This is a genomic window from Pseudomonas sp. GL_103, assembly GCF_057835175.1.
The window spans coordinates 5,900,691-5,914,745 of record NZ_CM174420.1 but is presented as its reverse complement, the minus strand read 5'-3'; the positions used below and the strand labels follow the sequence as shown (position 1 = coordinate 5,914,745).

The 14,055-nt window shown below is 61.3% G+C and carries 18 protein-coding genes; 4 read left to right on the top strand and 14 right to left on the bottom strand.

Going from position 1 to position 14,055, the window contains the following annotated elements; translation table 11 throughout:
* Nucleotides 1–13 precede the first annotated feature (13 nt).
* From metW to AC3IP0_RS26685, 6 genes are all read right to left on the bottom strand, one after another.
* Nucleotides 14–634 carry a methionine biosynthesis protein MetW gene (gene metW / locus AC3IP0_RS26710; protein WP_223456686.1) on the bottom strand — a complete coding sequence of 207 codons (621 nt, stop codon included), beginning with the start codon at nucleotides 632–634 and terminating at the stop codon, nucleotides 14–16.
* Nucleotides 635–641: 7 nt separating this feature from the next.
* A complete protein-coding gene (gene metX, locus AC3IP0_RS26705) occupies nucleotides 642–1,781 on the bottom strand; it encodes a homoserine O-succinyltransferase MetX (protein WP_008046479.1) in 1,140 nt (379 codons plus the stop codon).
* Between the two features lie 184 nt (nucleotides 1,782–1,965).
* Nucleotides 1,966–2,259 (bottom strand): DUF167 domain-containing protein, encoded by a 294-nt coding sequence (locus tag AC3IP0_RS26700; RefSeq protein WP_489326264.1) that lies wholly within the window; start codon nucleotides 2,257–2,259, stop codon nucleotides 1,966–1,968.
* Nucleotides 2,260–2,263: 4 nt separating this feature from the next.
* Complete coding sequence (locus AC3IP0_RS26695) at nucleotides 2,264–2,854, bottom strand: YggT family protein (protein ID WP_150755098.1); 591 nt, start codon at nucleotides 2,852–2,854, stop codon at nucleotides 2,264–2,266.
* A 10-nt stretch (nucleotides 2,855–2,864) separates the two neighbouring features.
* Nucleotides 2,865–3,683: a pyrroline-5-carboxylate reductase gene (gene proC, locus AC3IP0_RS26690; protein ID WP_489326262.1), complete on the bottom strand. Its 819-nt coding sequence runs from the start codon at nucleotides 3,681–3,683 to the stop codon at nucleotides 2,865–2,867.
* Nucleotides 3,684–3,717: 34 nt separating this feature from the next.
* Nucleotides 3,718–4,404 (bottom strand): YggS family pyridoxal phosphate-dependent enzyme, encoded by a 687-nt coding sequence (locus AC3IP0_RS26685; RefSeq protein ID WP_489326260.1) that lies wholly within the window; start codon nucleotides 4,402–4,404, stop codon nucleotides 3,718–3,720.
* 56 nt (nucleotides 4,405–4,460) lie between these two features.
* Here AC3IP0_RS26685 and AC3IP0_RS26680 point away from each other — a divergent pair, with 56 nt between their 5' ends.
* Entirely contained in the window at nucleotides 4,461–5,495 is a 1,035-nt protein-coding gene (locus AC3IP0_RS26680) for a type IV pilus twitching motility protein PilT (protein WP_489326258.1), read from the top strand.
* A 129-nt stretch (nucleotides 5,496–5,624) separates the two neighbouring features.
* Here AC3IP0_RS26680 and AC3IP0_RS26675 read toward each other — a convergent pair whose 3' ends face one another.
* On the bottom strand, nucleotides 5,625–6,245 hold the full coding sequence (locus AC3IP0_RS26675) for a C40 family peptidase (RefSeq protein ID WP_223445341.1): 621 nt from the start codon (nucleotides 6,243–6,245) through the stop codon (nucleotides 5,625–5,627).
* A 251-nt stretch (nucleotides 6,246–6,496) separates the two neighbouring features.
* On the opposite strand from AC3IP0_RS26675, the gene AC3IP0_RS26670 reads away from it, so the two are divergent.
* Complete coding sequence (locus AC3IP0_RS26670) at nucleotides 6,497–6,916, top strand: NINE protein (RefSeq protein WP_489326257.1); 420 nt, start codon at nucleotides 6,497–6,499, stop codon at nucleotides 6,914–6,916.
* A 140-nt stretch (nucleotides 6,917–7,056) separates the two neighbouring features.
* Here the strand turns inward: AC3IP0_RS26670 and AC3IP0_RS26665 are convergent, their stop codons facing one another.
* The 7 genes from AC3IP0_RS26665 to gshB all read right to left on the bottom strand — a co-directional run bounded on the left by AC3IP0_RS26665 (nucleotide 7,057) and on the right by gshB (nucleotide 12,989).
* Nucleotides 7,057–8,328, bottom strand: a complete 1,272-nt coding sequence (locus tag AC3IP0_RS26665; RefSeq protein ID WP_489326255.1) for a dihydroorotase — start codon at nucleotides 8,326–8,328, stop codon at nucleotides 7,057–7,059.
* Complete coding sequence (locus AC3IP0_RS26660; RefSeq protein WP_007939362.1) at nucleotides 8,325–9,329, bottom strand: aspartate carbamoyltransferase catalytic subunit; 1,005 nt, start codon at nucleotides 9,327–9,329, stop codon at nucleotides 8,325–8,327. Before AC3IP0_RS26660 ends, AC3IP0_RS26665 begins: the two co-directional genes overlap by 4 nt.
* Nucleotides 9,330–9,356: 27 nt before the next feature.
* Nucleotides 9,357–9,860, bottom strand: coding sequence for a bifunctional pyr operon transcriptional regulator/uracil phosphoribosyltransferase PyrR (pyrR, locus tag AC3IP0_RS26655; RefSeq protein ID WP_046039256.1), 504 nt, complete (start codon nucleotides 9,858–9,860; stop codon nucleotides 9,357–9,359).
* 78 nt (nucleotides 9,861–9,938) lie between these two features.
* A complete protein-coding gene (gene ruvX, locus AC3IP0_RS26650) occupies nucleotides 9,939–10,376 on the bottom strand; it encodes a Holliday junction resolvase RuvX (RefSeq protein ID WP_056726497.1) in 438 nt (145 codons plus the stop codon).
* Complete coding sequence (locus AC3IP0_RS26645; RefSeq protein WP_046039260.1) at nucleotides 10,376–10,948, bottom strand: YqgE/AlgH family protein; 573 nt, start codon at nucleotides 10,946–10,948, stop codon at nucleotides 10,376–10,378. Before AC3IP0_RS26645 ends, ruvX begins: the two co-directional genes overlap by 1 nt.
* A 123-nt stretch (nucleotides 10,949–11,071) precedes the next feature.
* Nucleotides 11,072–11,971, bottom strand: a complete 900-nt coding sequence (locus AC3IP0_RS26640; protein WP_489326253.1) for an energy transducer TonB — start codon at nucleotides 11,969–11,971, stop codon at nucleotides 11,072–11,074.
* 64 nt (nucleotides 11,972–12,035) lie between these two features.
* The gene (gshB, locus tag AC3IP0_RS26635; RefSeq protein WP_056726500.1) at nucleotides 12,036–12,989 is read right to left on the bottom strand and encodes a glutathione synthase; all 954 of its coding nucleotides are present in this window, start codon (nucleotides 12,987–12,989) and stop codon (nucleotides 12,036–12,038) included.
* Between the two features lie 235 nt (nucleotides 12,990–13,224).
* Here gshB and pilG point away from each other — a divergent pair, with 235 nt between their 5' ends.
* Together pilG and pilH are read left to right on the top strand one after the other, a co-directional pair.
* Nucleotides 13,225–13,629: a twitching motility response regulator PilG gene (gene pilG / locus AC3IP0_RS26630; protein WP_489326252.1), complete on the top strand. Its 405-nt coding sequence runs from the start codon at nucleotides 13,225–13,227 to the stop codon at nucleotides 13,627–13,629.
* Between the two features lie 57 nt (nucleotides 13,630–13,686).
* A complete protein-coding gene (gene pilH / locus AC3IP0_RS26625) occupies nucleotides 13,687–14,052 on the top strand; it encodes a twitching motility response regulator PilH (RefSeq protein ID WP_101209186.1) in 366 nt (121 codons plus the stop codon).
* The last annotated feature ends 3 nt before the right edge of the window (nucleotides 14,053–14,055 follow it).

Below are 14,055 nucleotides of genomic sequence, written 5' to 3'. Positions count from 1 at the left end.
GAAATAGTGTGGATCAGACTGCGACCTTGTGGTCGGAAAGTCCCGGGCTGCTGACCCGGTAGATACCGATCTCACCTAACAGATTAGGCCATAGCTTACTGGCCCACCCGTGCCGATGCTGTTGATCCACGGCAAGCCGATCAATGACCTTCGCCTCACGTTCGCGACACAAGGCTTCAAAGTCCGCGAAGGTGCAGAAGTGAATGTTCGGCGTGTTGTACCAGGTGTACGGCAGGAACTCGGAAACCGGCATGCGGCCCTTGCTCGCCAGGTACCAGCGGCAGCGCCAGTGACCGAAATTCGGGAAGGTGATAATGCATTGACGGCCGACGCGCAGCATTTCCTCGAGGATCCTGTCCGGGTAGTGCACCGCTTGCAGCGCCTGGGTCATGACCACGATGTCGAAACTGTTGCTGGCAAAGTTGCCCAGGCCCTTGTCCAGGTCCTGTTCTATGACGTTGATGCCCTTGGCCACGCACTCGGCGATGTTGTCGGCGTCGTTTTCCAGGCCATAACCGGTGACTTGTTTGTTATCGCGCAGCCAGGTCAGCAGTTCGCCATCGCCGCACCCGAGGTCGAGCACGCGGCTGCCGGCGGGGATCCATTCCTGGATGATTTCCAGATCAGCTCTCATGGCTTTCTCACAACGTAATGCGGTTCATGTAATTGCCGAATGCCTGCAGGTAGCGCGGGATCGGAATCAGGAAGGCGTCGTGGCCTTGCGGTGCGTCGATCTCGAGGTAGCAGACGTCCTTGCGCGCGGCCATCAGCGCATCCACCAGTTCCCGCGAGCGGGCAGGGGAGAAGCGCCAGTCGGTGGTGAACGACATCACGCAAAACTTGGCTTTGGCACCTTCAAAGGTTTTCGCCAGGTTATCGTCGAAGTTCGCTGCCGGATCGAAGTAATCGAGCGCTTTGGTCATCAACAGGTACGTGTTGGCGTCGAAGCGCCCGGAGAACTCTTCGCCCTGATAGCGCAGGTAGCTTTCAACCTGGAACTCGACGCTGTGGAAGTCGTAGTTGAGCTTCTCGCTCTTGAGCCCGCGGCCGAATTTCTCGCCCATGGAGTCGTCGGACAGGTAGGTGATGTGCCCGACCATCCGCGCCAGCATCAGGCCGCGCTTGGGGATCACGTTGTGTTCCTGGAACGAACCGCCGTGGAATTCCGGATCGGTGAGAATCGCCTGGCGCGCCACTTCGTTGAACGCGATGTTCTGTGCCGACAGCTTGGGCGCCGAGGCGATGGCCAGGCAGTGACGGATGCGGTCAGGGTAAGTGATGCTCCATTGCATCGCCTGCATGCCGCCGAGGCTGCCGCCGATCACGGCTGCGAACTGAGCGATGCCGAGACGATCCGCCAAACGCGCCTGACTGTGCACCCAGTCTTCCACGGTCAACACCGGGAAGTCGGCGCCGAACGGCTTGCCGGTGTCCGGGTTGATGCTGCTCGGGCCGGTGGAGCCGTTGCAGCCGCCGAGGTTGTTCAGGCTGACCACGAAGAACTTGCTGGTGTCGATCGGCTTGCCGGGACCGATGCAGCTGTCCCACCAACCGGGTTTGCGGTCGTCGGCGCTGTGGTAGCCGGCGGCGTGGTGGTGACCGGACAGGGCGTGGCAGATCAGCACGGCGTTGCTCGCCGTGGCGTTGAGCGTGCCGTAGGTTTCGTAAATCAGGTCATAGGCCGGGAGCGAACGGCCGCAGGCCAACGCCAGGGGTTCGCTGAAGTGCGCCACTTGCGGCGTCACCAGACCAACAGAATCGGGGGGAAAGGCAGCTGGCATCGACCCTGCTCTCATTGAAATGAGGCGTAAGTCTAAAGACCGCTGGGGTTAGCGGCAAGCAAAGGCCGGGCCTGATTTCATTCGATACAACCGAGGTGCGCCATTCGCGAGCAAGCCCGCTCCCACAGGGGAACGCATTCCAATGTGGGAGCGGGCTTGCTCGCGAATGAGGCGACGCGGTGGATCAGGCTGGACGCACTAGATCAGGCAAATCCGGCAACTTCTTCGGCGAACAGATCCGCACCCGTTTCTGCCGGTTCAGCTCGCCACTGATCAGGCTGACCTGGCTCTTGGACACGCCAAAGGCCTTGGCCAGAAACGCCATCAGATACGCATTGGCCTTGCCCTCGACCGGCGCCGCGGTCAGGCGGATCTTCAGGCGATCGCCGTGCAGCCCGCAGAAATCATCGCTACGGGCTGCCGGCTGCAGGTGACACTCCAGAATCAGGTCGTCTCCGTCCCAGCGAAACCAGCTCACCGGATCAGATCAGCACGCGGAGGATTTCCGGCATCATGGTCATGGCGGCGAGGTTGTTGATCACCAGCATGTCGATCAGCTTGAGTGCCAGGAACGCAAAGATCGGCGACAGATCCAGGCCGCCCAGGTTCGGCAGGAACTTGCGGAACGGCGCCAGGGCCGGTTCGCAGATTTCGTTCACCAGTTCGGCGCCCGGGTTATGGCTGCGCGGGGCGACCCAGGACAGGATTACGCTGATGATCAGGGCGAAGAAGAAAATCTTCATGAACAGCGCGGTCACGCCGATGACCGACCAGATCAGCAGTTGCAGCGGGTTGCCGGTGGTGCCGTAGGTCAGCAGCAGGGTCAGGGCCATCAGCGCCAGTTGCACCAGGATCGCCAGCACCAGCGAGGACATGTCCAGGCCAAACACGCTCGGGATGATCCGGCGCAGTGGTTTGAGCAGTGGCTGAGTGGCCTTGACGATGAACTGGCAGATCGGGTTGTAGAAGTTCGCCCGCACCAGTTGCAGTACGAAGCGCATCAGCACGATTAGCAGATACAGGCTGCCGAGGGTTTGCAGCACGTAGACCGCTGCGGTGTTCAATCCAATCATGAAAAGCTCCTTATTGACCCAGTTGTTCGGCCATCTCGGCCGAGCGATGCGCGGCAGCGCCGAGTGCCTTTTCGACCAGGGCTTCGAAGCCATTGGCCTGGAACGACTTGATTGCAGCTTCCGTGGTGCCCGAAGGCGAGGTGACACGGCGGCGCAACTCGGCGGCATCGACGTCGCTGGAGACCGCCATGTGTGCGGCGCCCAGTGCGGTTTGCAGGGTCAGTTGTGCAGCGATGTCCGCTGGCAGGCCGAGTTTCACGCCGGCGGCGGTCATGGCCTCGATCAACAGGAAGAAATACGCCGGGCCCGAGCCGGAAACGGCGGTGACGGCATCCAGTTGTTGCTCTTCATTCAGCCATAGAGCGATTCCGACCGCGGACAGCAGCTCCTGGGCCTGCTGACGCTGTTCGGCTGACACTTCGGCTGTTGCGAACAGGCCGCTCGCGCCCTGACGCACCAGCGCCGGGGTGTTAGGCATGCAGCGCACGATTGGCTGGGCGCCGAGCCAGTTGTTCATGCTGGCGCAGGTGATGCCCGCGGCAATCGAAACCACCAGTTGATCGGGCTTGAGGCTTGGTCGCAGAGCTTCGCACACGGCTTTCATCGCCTGCGGCTTGACCGCCAGCACGACGACGTCGGCGCCATCGATGGCCTGGGCGTTGTCGGCAAAGGTTTCGATGCCGTGTTCAGCACTCACGCGGGCGCGGGTTTCTTCGCCCGGATCGCTGGCGCGGATCTGTGCGGCTTCCAGACCTTTGGCCCGCAGGCCACCGATCAGGCTGGCGGCCATGTTGCCGGCACCGATAAAGGCAATACGTGTCTTGCTCATGTCAGGTCCTTATTCAGAAGTGTGTCAGCCATGTTTACGGCTGGCCGTAGTCGCGGGCGCCAAACAGGGCCGTACCGATACGGACCCAGTTGGCGCCCTGGGCGATGGCTGACTCAAGGTCGTGGCTCATGCCCATGGAAAGTGTGTCGAGCGGCAGGTTCAGGCTGGCTTGCAGGCTTTGCACGGCAGCGAAGGCGGCATCCTGGGCGGCGCGATCTTCAGTCGGCTCCGGGATTGCCATCAACCCTCGCAGTTTCAGGCGCGGCAGGTCGCTGATGGCGTTGGCCAGGGCCGGCAGGTCGGCCGGGTTGCAGCCGGATTTGCTGGCTTCACCGCTGACATTGACCTGAATGCAGATGTTCAGGGGCGGCAAATTGGCGGGACGTTGTTCGGACAGGCGTTGTGCGATTTTCAGACGATCCACGGAATGCACCCAGTCGAAGTGCTCGGCGATAGCACGAGTCTTGTTCGATTGAATGGGGCCGATGAAGTGCCAGATCAAGGGCAGGTCGGCCAGTTCGACTTGCTTGCCCAGCGCTTCCTGCAGGTAGTTCTCGCCAAAGTCGCGCAGGCCGGCAGCGTAGGCTTCACGCAGGTCTTGAGCGGGTTTGGTCTTGCTCACGGCCAGCAAGCGGACACTGTTTTCGGCACGGTTGGCGGCGAGTGTTGCGGCGTTTATGCGCGAACTAACTTCGAGAATGTTGTCTGCTATGGTGGACATCAAGAGGCGCCAGCGGTCTGAAGGTTCGCGGCATTCTACTGGAATTGAGAGACGCTATGGATATCACCGAACTGCTGGCTTTCAGCGCCAAACAGGGCGCATCCGACCTGCACCTGTCTGCCGGCCTGCCGCCGATGATTCGCGTTGACGGTGATGTGCGGCGCATCAATCTGCCGGCCCTGGATCACCAACAGGTGCAGACGCTGATCCATGCCGTCATGAATGACGCCCAGCGGGTGGAATTCGAAAAGCATCTGGAAACCGACTTTTCCTTCGACGTGCCCGGCGTGGCGCGCTTTCGGGTCAATGTGTTCAACCAGAACCGTGGCGCGGGTGCCGTGTTTCGCACAATCCCGTCAAAAGTGCAGAGCATGGACGAACTGGGCATGGGCGACGTGTTCCACAAGATGACCGACGCTCCCCGTGGCCTGGTGCTGGTGACCGGCCCGACCGGTTCCGGCAAATCCACCACGCTCGCGGCGATGATCGATTACCTCAATACCCATCGTCATCACCACATCCTCACCATTGAGGACCCCATCGAGTTCGTTCACGAGTCGCGCAAATGCCTGATCAATCAGCGTGAAGTCCATCGCGATACCCGAAGTTTTGCCACCGCCTTGCGTTCGGCACTGCGGGAAGACCCGGATGTGATCCTGGTGGGGGAGATGCGTGACCTAGAGACCATTCGCCTGGCATTGACCGCGGCCGAAACCGGCCATCTGGTGTTCGGCACGCTGCACACCACGTCAGCGGCGAAAACCATCGACCGGGTGGTCGACGTGTTTCCGGGGGACGAGAAGTCGATGGTGCGCTCGATGCTCTCCGAGTCGCTGCTGGCGGTGGTGTCCCAGACCCTGGTGAAGAAAATCGGCGGCGGACGCATCGCGGCCCACGAGATCATGCTGGGGACATCGGCGATCAGGAACCTGATCCGCGAGGACAAGGTGGCGCAGATGTACTCGGCGATTCAGTCGGGAGGGTCGTTGGGGATGCAGACGCTGGATATGAGCTTGAAGGACCTGGTGACCAAGGGGTTGGTCAGTCGTGACCATGCGCGGGAGAAGGCGCGGTCACCGGATAATTTGTGATGATCCAGAAACGCCATCGCGGGCAAGCCCGCTCCCACATGGACTGCATCGATCCTGTGGGAGCGGGCTTGCCCGCGATGAGGCCATCATATTCAAAGCAATTCCCGAGGCTGGCCCCGGTAGTTCAAATCAACGCTGAACAACCCGCAACGCATTCTGTTCTTTCGGCAGAACCCGCTTGGCAACCACGTAGTGGTTTTCCCAGTACGGTTTCTTCAACGTGTCGATGGACACCGACTTGCCGCGGCGTGGCGCGTGGATGAAGCGGTCGTTGCCCAGGTAAATGGCAACGTGATTGACCCGACGGCTCTTGATGTTGAAGAAAATCAGGTCGCCCGGCTTCAGGTCGTTGCGATCGACTTTCTCCCCATGACCGCTGGCCATGGCGTTGGAGGTGCGTGGCAGGTCGAACGTGGCGTCGTTGAACGCGTATTTCACCAGGCCGCTGCAATCGAAGCCTTTGCTTGGGCTGCTGCCGCCCCAGCGATAGGGAGTGCCAAGGACGTTCACGGCGCGGCTCAGCACGTCGCTGCTTTCCTTGGTGCCCATCGGTGGAACCAGGCCGCTTTTGCTGTTGGCCAGGCTTGGAGCATATTTAGCGGATTTCTTGTCTTTGCTCGAAGGAGCAGAAGCATGGGATTTTGGGGTGTAACCATTAACGTTTGGAAGACGTTGCTCACGATTGGTGGCGTGGGCGGCCAGTGGCATCAAAAGGCAAATGGTTAGCCATGTCTTGAAAAATGAACGCATTAGGCAAGGCTCTTAATAGGTTAGCGCGCAACTTTATAACAGCTTTTTTGCCGCTTCCGAGGCCGTTGGTCGATTCAACCTGGGGGACAATGGTGGCAAAAAAGCGGCAAAATGGCGCAATTGTCGGACAGAAGTCCGGTGTTACAAGGCTTTGACGGGAGTGAAGGTAGCATTTGCCATACGTCGGGCGCCTGTAAAAAAGTCACAAAGAATTAAAGAATATTTATCTATCGTGTGAATCGAGGTCATTCATGAACCCCTATCAACAGGCTGTCCAGCAGCAAGACACCCACAGCAAAGTGATCGGTTACCTACTGTGGATTTTCGGTTTTACCGGCGCTCACCGCTTCTATTACGGCAGGCCGGTGACCGGGACGATCTGGTTCTTTACCTTCGGCTTGCTGGGGATCGGTTGGCTGATCGACCTTTTCCTGATCCCTGCGATGGATCGCGAGGCTGACCTGCGGTTTACCGCGGGCCCCATCGAATACAACGTGGCGTGGATCCTGCTGACGTTTCTCGGTATTTTTGGCGTGCATCGGATGTATCAGGGGAAATGGATCAGTGGGTTGCTGTACTTGCTGACGGGCGGGTTGTTCTTTCTCGGGGTGCTGTATGACTTCTGGACGTTGAATGACCAGGTTTCTGTGCGCAATGCGCAGAGTCGTTGATTAAATGTGGCGAGGGGGCTTGCCCCCGTTCGGCTGCGTAGCAGTCGTAAATCAGCAGCAGGATTCTGCCTGAACGAACCTCGTTGCCAATGATGGGGCCGCTTCGCGGCCCAACGGGGGCAAGCCCCCTCGCCACAGTCTTACGCCTGGTGGCTGATCCGCCCATCCACCAGGGTGTAACGCACCACACCCGGCAAGCTGTGGCCAATGAACGGGCAGTTTTCGCCCTTGGACAGCCAGGTTTCACCCGCCACGGTCGAGGCCGTCGGGTCGAACAGCACGATGTCCGCCGCACCACCCACCGCCAGTTTGCCTGCCGGCAGGCGCAAGGCCTCGGCAGGGCCGGCGCTCAGGCGCTTGAGCAGTGTCGGCAGGTCCAGCAAGCCGTCTTCGACCAGGGTCATTGCCAGCGGCAATAGCAGTTCAACACTGCTGATGCCCGGCTCGGTCGCGCCGAACGGTGCCAGTTTGGCGTCACGCTCATGGGGTTGGTGATGGCTGGAGATGGCCGAGATCACGCCCGATTTCACTGCTGCGCGCAGGCCGTCGCGGTCGGCGTGGGTGCGTAGCGGCGGCTGGACGTGGTACAGGCTGCTGAAGCCGATCAGGGCTTCGTCGGTCAGGATCAGCTGGTACAGGGCGACATCCGCGGTCACCTTCAGGCCCCGGGCCTGGGCCTGGGCGATCAGCTCCACGCCGCGTGCGCTGGTGAGCTGGCTGAAGTGCGCGCGCACGCCGGTCTGTTCAACCAGCAGCAGATCCCGGGCCAGGGCGACGGTCTCGGCACTTTCCGGAATGCCCGGCAAGCCCAGGAAGCTGGCGGTCGGACCTTCGTGAGCCAGACCACCTTCGGCCAAGTCGTAATCCTGGGAGTTGAAAATCACTGTCAGGTCGAAAGTCGCTGCGTAGTCCAGTGCCCGGCACAGGGTGCGGGTGTTGCGGAAGCTCTCCAGGCCGTTGCCGAAGGCCACGCAACCGGCATCGCGCAGTGCCACGAGCTCGGCGAGCTGTTCGCCGTCCAGGCCTTTGCTCAGGGCGCCAATCGGGAAGACTTTGGTGTTTCCGGCCTCGCGGGCGCGGTCGAGGATCAGTTCGGCCACCGCCGAGGTGTCCAGCACCGGTTTGGTCTTTGGCGGGCAGCACAGGCTGGTCACGCCGCCAGCCGCCGCCGCGCGGGTTTCGCTGACGATTGAGCCTTTGCGGCTGTAGCCCGGCTCGCGCAGGGCAACGTTGAGGTCGACCAGGCCGGGAGCGGCCACCAGGCCTTTGGCGTCGATCGTGTCGACGGCGACAAAACCGGCTGGCGCCGCGCCAAGGGCGACGACTTTGCAGGCTTCAATGTGGATATCGGTCACTTGATCCAGGCCACTGGCCGGATCGATCACGCGGGCGCCGAGAATGCTGAGCTTCACTGGGCGTTCTCCTGCTCGAATTGGCGCTGGGCAGTCTGCCCGCTCATGGCCATGGACAGCACGGCCATACGAATGGCGATCCCGTAGGTCACCTGGTTGAGAATCACCGAATGCGGGCCGTCGGCCACCGCCGACTCGATTTCCACGCCACGGTTGATCGGCCCCGGGTGCATCACGATGGCATCGGGCTTGGCGCCGGCCAGGCGCGCGGTGGTCAGGCCGAACAGGCGATAGAACTCGCCCTCGCTCGGCAACAGGCCGCCGGTCATGCGTTCGCGCTGCAGGCGCAACATGATCACCACGTCGACGTCCTTCAGGCCTTCGGTCATGTCGGTGTAGACCTTCACGCCGTATTGCTCGATGCCGATCGGCAGCAGGGTTTTCGGCGCGATCACGCGAATGTCCGGGCAACCGAGGGTTTTCAGGGCCAGCATGTTCGAGCGCGCGACCCGCGAGTGCAGGATGTCGCCGACGATGGCCACCGAAAGGTTTTCGAACCCGCCCTTGTGCCGACGGATGGTGAGCATGTCGAGCATGCCCTGGGTCGGGTGCGCGTGCCGGCCGTCACCGCCGTTGATGATCGCCACTTGTGGGCAAACATGTTCGGCGATGAAGTGCGCGGCGCCCGAATCGCCGTGGCGCACGACGAACATGTCGGCGGCCATGGCTTCGAGGTTGCGCAGGGTGTCGAGCAGGGTTTCGCCCTTGCTCGCCGACGACGTGGACACGTTGAGGGTGATCACGTCCGCCGAGAGCCGCTGGGCCGCCAGTTCGAAGGTAGTGCGGGTTCGGGTCGAGTTCTCGAAGAACACGTTGCACACGGTCTTGCCGCGCAGCAACGGGACTTTCTTCACGGCCCGGGCGCCGACTTCGAGGAAGGAGTCGGCGGTGTCGAGGATTTCCGTCAGCAACTCGCGGCGCAAACCGTCGAGCGAGAGGAAATGGCGCAGCTGGCCCTGATCATTGAGCTGCAGCGGGCGCTTGGTTTCTAGAGGCGTCATCGCGAGGGGGACTCTCAATAGGGCGAATTAAAGGGCGAGGTCTTGCAGTTCGAGCGCAAGCTCCGGGCCGGACAGCTTCACCCGTTCGTGGGCCGCCAGCGACAGGGTCGCGCCAACCACGTTCGGGCGGATCGGCAGTTCGCCGGCGTCCAGGTCCAGCAGGCACACCAGCGTCACGCTGGCCGGGCGGCCGTAGTCGAACAGTTCGTTCATGGCGGCGCGGATGGTTCGGCCGCTCATCAGCACGTCGTCGATCAGCACCAGGTGCTGGCCTTCGATCTCGAACGGCAGCGCCGAAGGGCGAACCTGTGGGTGCAGGCCGTTCTGGCTGAAATCGTCGCGGTAGAAGGACACGTCCAGGGTGCCGAGGGGCTCATTGCTGCCCAGCTCCTTGAGCAGGGCCTGGGCCACCCAGACGCCGCCGGTACGGATGCCGATGAAGCGCGGGTCGCTGATGCCTCGTTTGACCAGATAGGCGTCAAGTCGGGTCGCCATCTGGCTGATCAGTTCGGCGGGATTGGGCAGGCTCATGGTTGCTCCTTCTTGGGCCCGAGCCAGCCTGTGCGGGAAGTGGCTCGGGTTGTAGCTAAGAGAGACGCACAGCGGCTCTCAGGATTCAAACAATGCGGTGTTTTCGTCGAGCCAGCCTTGCAGCAGCAGGGCGGCGGCGATGGCATCGACCGGGTTGTCGCGGTAACTGCCCTTCTGGCCGCCACGAGCCAGGCGTTCGCCCTTGGCCTCGAAGGTGGTCAGGCGTTCATCGTGGGTATAAAAGGGCAGGTTGAAGCGGCCGTTCAGGCGCCGGGCGAATTTTTCCGCGCGGGCGCACATGTCACTGGGTGTACCGTCCATGTTCAACGGCAGGCCGACCACCACGGCATCGGGTTTCCACTCTTTGATGAGGGCTTCGACCTGGTTCCAGTCAGGAATGCCGTTCTGCGCCTTCAGGGTGCACAGCTCGCGGGCCTGGCCGGTAATCACCTGGCCGACCGCAACGCCGATCTGTTTGGTGCCGTAGTCAAAACCCAGAATCAGCTTCAGGGCCATCAGGCGTGCCCCGCCTGGCTGGTCAGCAGGCTGAGGTTGACGCCAAGGTGCTTGGCGGCCGCTTCCAGACGCAGTTCGCTGCTGGTGTTGAACAGGATGTCCGCGTCAAACGGGCAGTTCAGCCAGGCGTTCTGCGCCAGTTCGGCCTCCAGTTGCCCGGCTTCCCAACCGGCATAGCCGAGGGCGATCAGGCTTTTTGCCGGGCCGACGCCGTCAGCGATGGCGAACAGCACGTCCTGGGAGGTTGACAGGGCCAACTCGTCTTCCAGATCAACGGTCGCCTGGAAGCTCAGACCCTTGGGGTGAAGGACGAAGCCGCGATCGGTCTGCACCGGGCCACCGATGAAGATCGGCACATGCTGGCAGAGCGCCGGCGGTTCGATTTCCGGGCGCAATTGCTCAAGGATATCGGCCAGGTTCAGATCCTGCGGACGGTTGACCACCAGCCCCATGGCGCCATTGGCCGTGTGCTCGACGATGTAGGTCAAGGTGTGCGCAAAGTTCGGGTCGGCCATGTGCGGCATGGCGATCAGGAATTGATGCTTGAGGTAGCTGGGGCTGACGTTTTTCATGACCGCTAGTGTGGCGTTCGAGGGGCGAACTGACAAGCTTGAGCGAGCCAAAAGATCGCAGCCTTCGGCAGCTCCTACGGGGGAGTGTGTAGATCTGTAGGAGCTGCCGAAGGCTGCGATCTTTTAATTACTGGACAACCGATCGCCGCGGGCGAACTTCCAGGTGCGGATGATCTCCAGCCGGTCGATATCCGACAAATCCCCGGTAAACGGTGCAAACGGCGCCGCCAGTCGGACGATCCGTTGCGCCGCCTGGTCCAGCAGCGGTTGCCCGGAAGACTCCAGCACCAGCACTTCATACAGCGAGCCATCGCGGTTGATCGACACCATCAAGCGCAAGTTGCCGTAGATCTGTTTGCGCCGCGCTTCGTCGGGGTAGTTGAGGTTGCCGATGCGCTCGACTTTCTTGCGCCATTCGTCCTTGTACCAGGCGCCCTTGTCGCGCATGGTCGAGGCCGCGCTCAAGCGGTGAATGCGCGGGCGCTTGGCGTACAGCTGTTGTTCGGCGGCCAGTTCCGCTTCCAGGCTGGCGATGTCGCTGGACAGCTGTTCGCTGTCGAACGTCGGCGCCTGGACCTGGGGCTTGACCTCGGTCTTGGGTTCCTCGGTCTTGGCGGGGGCCTTTTTCGGCTTCGGCGCCACGGTGGTCACGGCAGCCTTGGGTGGGGCTTCCTGAATTTCAGGCTTGGCGGCCGGCGGTGGCGTGACCTTTTGCACCTTGTTGTCCTGGAACGGCGCGACCTCGGTGGTCTTGGGAATCGCCTTTTTATCCAGTGTGCCGCTGCCTTGCTGATGTTCCTGGGCCAGGAAATCGGCTTTCTCGGGCTTCTTTTCGCTCTTGAAGGTGGCGAGGGTGATTTCCAGGGTTTTGCTGATCTGCTTGGGCTCGATCACTGCAAATCCGACACCCAGCAGCAAGGCCAGGTGGATCAGCGCTGCCAGAAACAGGGTAAAACCGAGGCGATCGACCGGGCGCACGCCACGGTGGGCGAGTTCGGCAGGCAGATCGGACGGGAGGGTCATGACAAGGAAACCAACATCGCGTTTTCACAGGCCGCGCATGATAACGCAATGTTGGTTTGGCTAATCAACGTGCCTTGAGCTTCTGATCGATGGCATCCATCAGCATGCCGCCGATGTCAGTGCCAAACGCATTATCGATCTCGCGAATGCAGGTCGGGCTGGTGACGTTGATTTCGGTCAGGTGCTCGCCGATCACGTCCAGGCCAACGAACAACAGGCCTTTTTCACGCAGGGTCGGGCCGACTTGCGCGGCGATCCAGCGGTCCTTGTCGGTCAGCGGGCGGGCTTCGCCACGGCCACCGGCAGCGAGGTTGCCACGGGTTTCGCCCGCCGCGGGAATTCGCGCCAGGCAGTAATCCACGGGCTCGCCGTCGATCATCAGGATGCGCTTGTCGCCATCGACGATGGCCGGCAGGTAACCCTGGATCATGATTTGCTGTTGACCATGCAGGGTCAGGGTTTCGAGGATCACCGACAGGTTCGGATGCCCTGCGGTGTGGCGGAAGATCGAAGAACCGCCCATGCCGTCCAGCGGCTTGAGGATCACATCGCCATGATGGTCGGCGAATTCGCGCAGCACGTCAGGGCGACGGCTGACGATGGTCGGCGGCGTGCATTGCGGGAACAGCGTGGCAAACAGCTTCTCGTTGCAGTCGCGCAGGCTTTGCGGCTTGTTGACCACCAGTACGCCGGCGCGCTCGGCCTGTTCCAGCAAATAGGTGGAGTAGACGAACTCCATGTCGAACGGCGGATCCTTGCGCATCAGGATCACATCCAGATCGCTCAGCAGCGCGTCGCTTTCGGCGCCCAGTTCGAACCATTTTTCCGGGTTGGCGAAAACCTGCAGCGGACGCATCCGGGCACGGGCCTGGCCTTCGCCCTGATACAGGTCGCGCTGTTCCATGTAGAACAGTTCCCAGCCACGCTTCTGCGCGGCCAGCAGCATGGCCAGCGAGCTATCCTTTTTATAGGAAATGCTGGCGATAGGGTCCATGACAATCCCGACGCGAACGCTCATTGGGTTTTCCTCGAAAATTGGCTACCGGATCGGTATGAAAAAAGTGGCGTCAGAGTGGCGCTGAGTGTGTTCCCGGTCAAGGAAAAACCACCTTGCGGGTCGGCCGATAGATTGGTTTTGGAGACTGTGCTAAAAAGGCTGCCATGTCGTGCTGGCCCTTGAGCATCAAGGGTTTCGAGCCGCGTTAACCGGCAAACGGACAATTTGTTTCGCAAAGGCGACGGTAGAGCATTTTATGGAACGGCACCCCAGCGCCTTGAAGGTCATGGTGATCGACGATTCGAAGACGATCCGTCGCACCGCCGAAACGCTGCTCAAGAACGTGGGCTGTGAGGTCATCACGGCCATCGACGGTTTTGATGCCCTGGCCAAGATTGTCGACAACCATCCCGGCATCATCTTTGTCGACATCATGATGCCGCGCCTGGATGGCTATCAGACCTGCGCCCTGATCAAGAACAACAGTGCGTTCAAGTCCACGCCGGTGATTATGCTGTCGTCCAAGGACGGGCTGTTCGACAAGGCCAAGGGGCGCATCGTCGGCTCCGACCAGTTTTTGACCAAGCCGTTCAGCAAGGAAGAATTGCTTGATGCGATCCAGGCCCATGTTCCTGGCTTCGCCGCCGTTTTGCCGCAGTAGGACACGCACAGTGATGCTCGGCCATCGGGCCCGGCGTCGACAAGAATGGGGAAGACCATGGCACGTATTCTGATCGTCGATGATTCGCCGACCGAAATGTACAAACTGACCGGCATGCTGGAAAAGCACGGTCATGAAGTGTTGAAAGCCGAAAACGGCGCCGACGGCGTGGCCCTGGCCCGCCAGGAAAAGCCCGATGCGGTGCTGATGGACATCGTCATGCCAGGCCTCAACGGCTTCCAGGCCACCCGCCAGCTGACCAAGGACCCGGAAACCGGGCACATCCCGGTGATCATCATCACCACCAAGGATCAGGACACCGACAAGGTCTGGGGCACGCGCCAGGGCGCCAAGGACTACCTGACCAAGCCGGTCGATGAAGACACCCTGATCAAGACCCTGAACAACGTGCTGGCCGGTTGATCG

Coding starts and splice junctions, on each gene's coding strand:
- gshB (WP_056726500.1), bottom strand. CDS start 12,989: ATGAGCGTTCGCGTCGGGATTGTCATGGACCCTATCGCCAGCATTTCC.
- AC3IP0_RS26645 (WP_046039260.1), bottom strand. CDS start 10,948: ATGAAAAACGTCAGCCCCAGCTACCTCAAGCATCAATTCCTGATCGCC.
- AC3IP0_RS26695 (WP_150755098.1), bottom strand. CDS start 2,854: ATGATTGGATTGAACACCGCAGCGGTCTACGTGCTGCAAACCCTCGGC.
- pilG (WP_489326252.1), top strand. CDS start 13,225: ATGGAACGGCACCCCAGCGCCTTGAAGGTCATGGTGATCGACGATTCG.
- proC (WP_489326262.1), bottom strand. CDS start 3,683: ATGAGCAAGACACGTATTGCCTTTATCGGTGCCGGCAACATGGCCGCC.
- AC3IP0_RS26675 (WP_223445341.1), bottom strand. CDS start 6,245: ATGCGTTCATTTTTCAAGACATGGCTAACCATTTGCCTTTTGATGCCA.
- AC3IP0_RS26660 (WP_007939362.1), bottom strand. CDS start 9,329: ATGACGCCTCTAGAAACCAAGCGCCCGCTGCAGCTCAATGATCAGGGC.
- metX (WP_008046479.1), bottom strand. CDS start 1,781: ATGCCAGCTGCCTTTCCCCCCGATTCTGTTGGTCTGGTGACGCCGCAA.
- AC3IP0_RS26680 (WP_489326258.1), top strand. CDS start 4,461: ATGGATATCACCGAACTGCTGGCTTTCAGCGCCAAACAGGGCGCATCC.
- pyrR (WP_046039256.1), bottom strand. CDS start 9,860: ATGAGCCTGCCCAATCCCGCCGAACTGATCAGCCAGATGGCGACCCGA.
- metW (WP_223456686.1), bottom strand. CDS start 634: ATGAGAGCTGATCTGGAAATCATCCAGGAATGGATCCCCGCCGGCAGC.
- ruvX (WP_056726497.1), bottom strand. CDS start 10,376: ATGGCCCTGAAGCTGATTCTGGGTTTTGACTACGGCACCAAACAGATC.
- AC3IP0_RS26670 (WP_489326257.1), top strand. CDS start 6,497: ATGAACCCCTATCAACAGGCTGTCCAGCAGCAAGACACCCACAGCAAA.
- pilH (WP_101209186.1), top strand. CDS start 13,687: ATGGCACGTATTCTGATCGTCGATGATTCGCCGACCGAAATGTACAAA.
- AC3IP0_RS26685 (WP_489326260.1), bottom strand. CDS start 4,404: ATGTCCACCATAGCAGACAACATTCTCGAAGTTAGTTCGCGCATAAAC.
- AC3IP0_RS26640 (WP_489326253.1), bottom strand. CDS start 11,971: ATGACCCTCCCGTCCGATCTGCCTGCCGAACTCGCCCACCGTGGCGTG.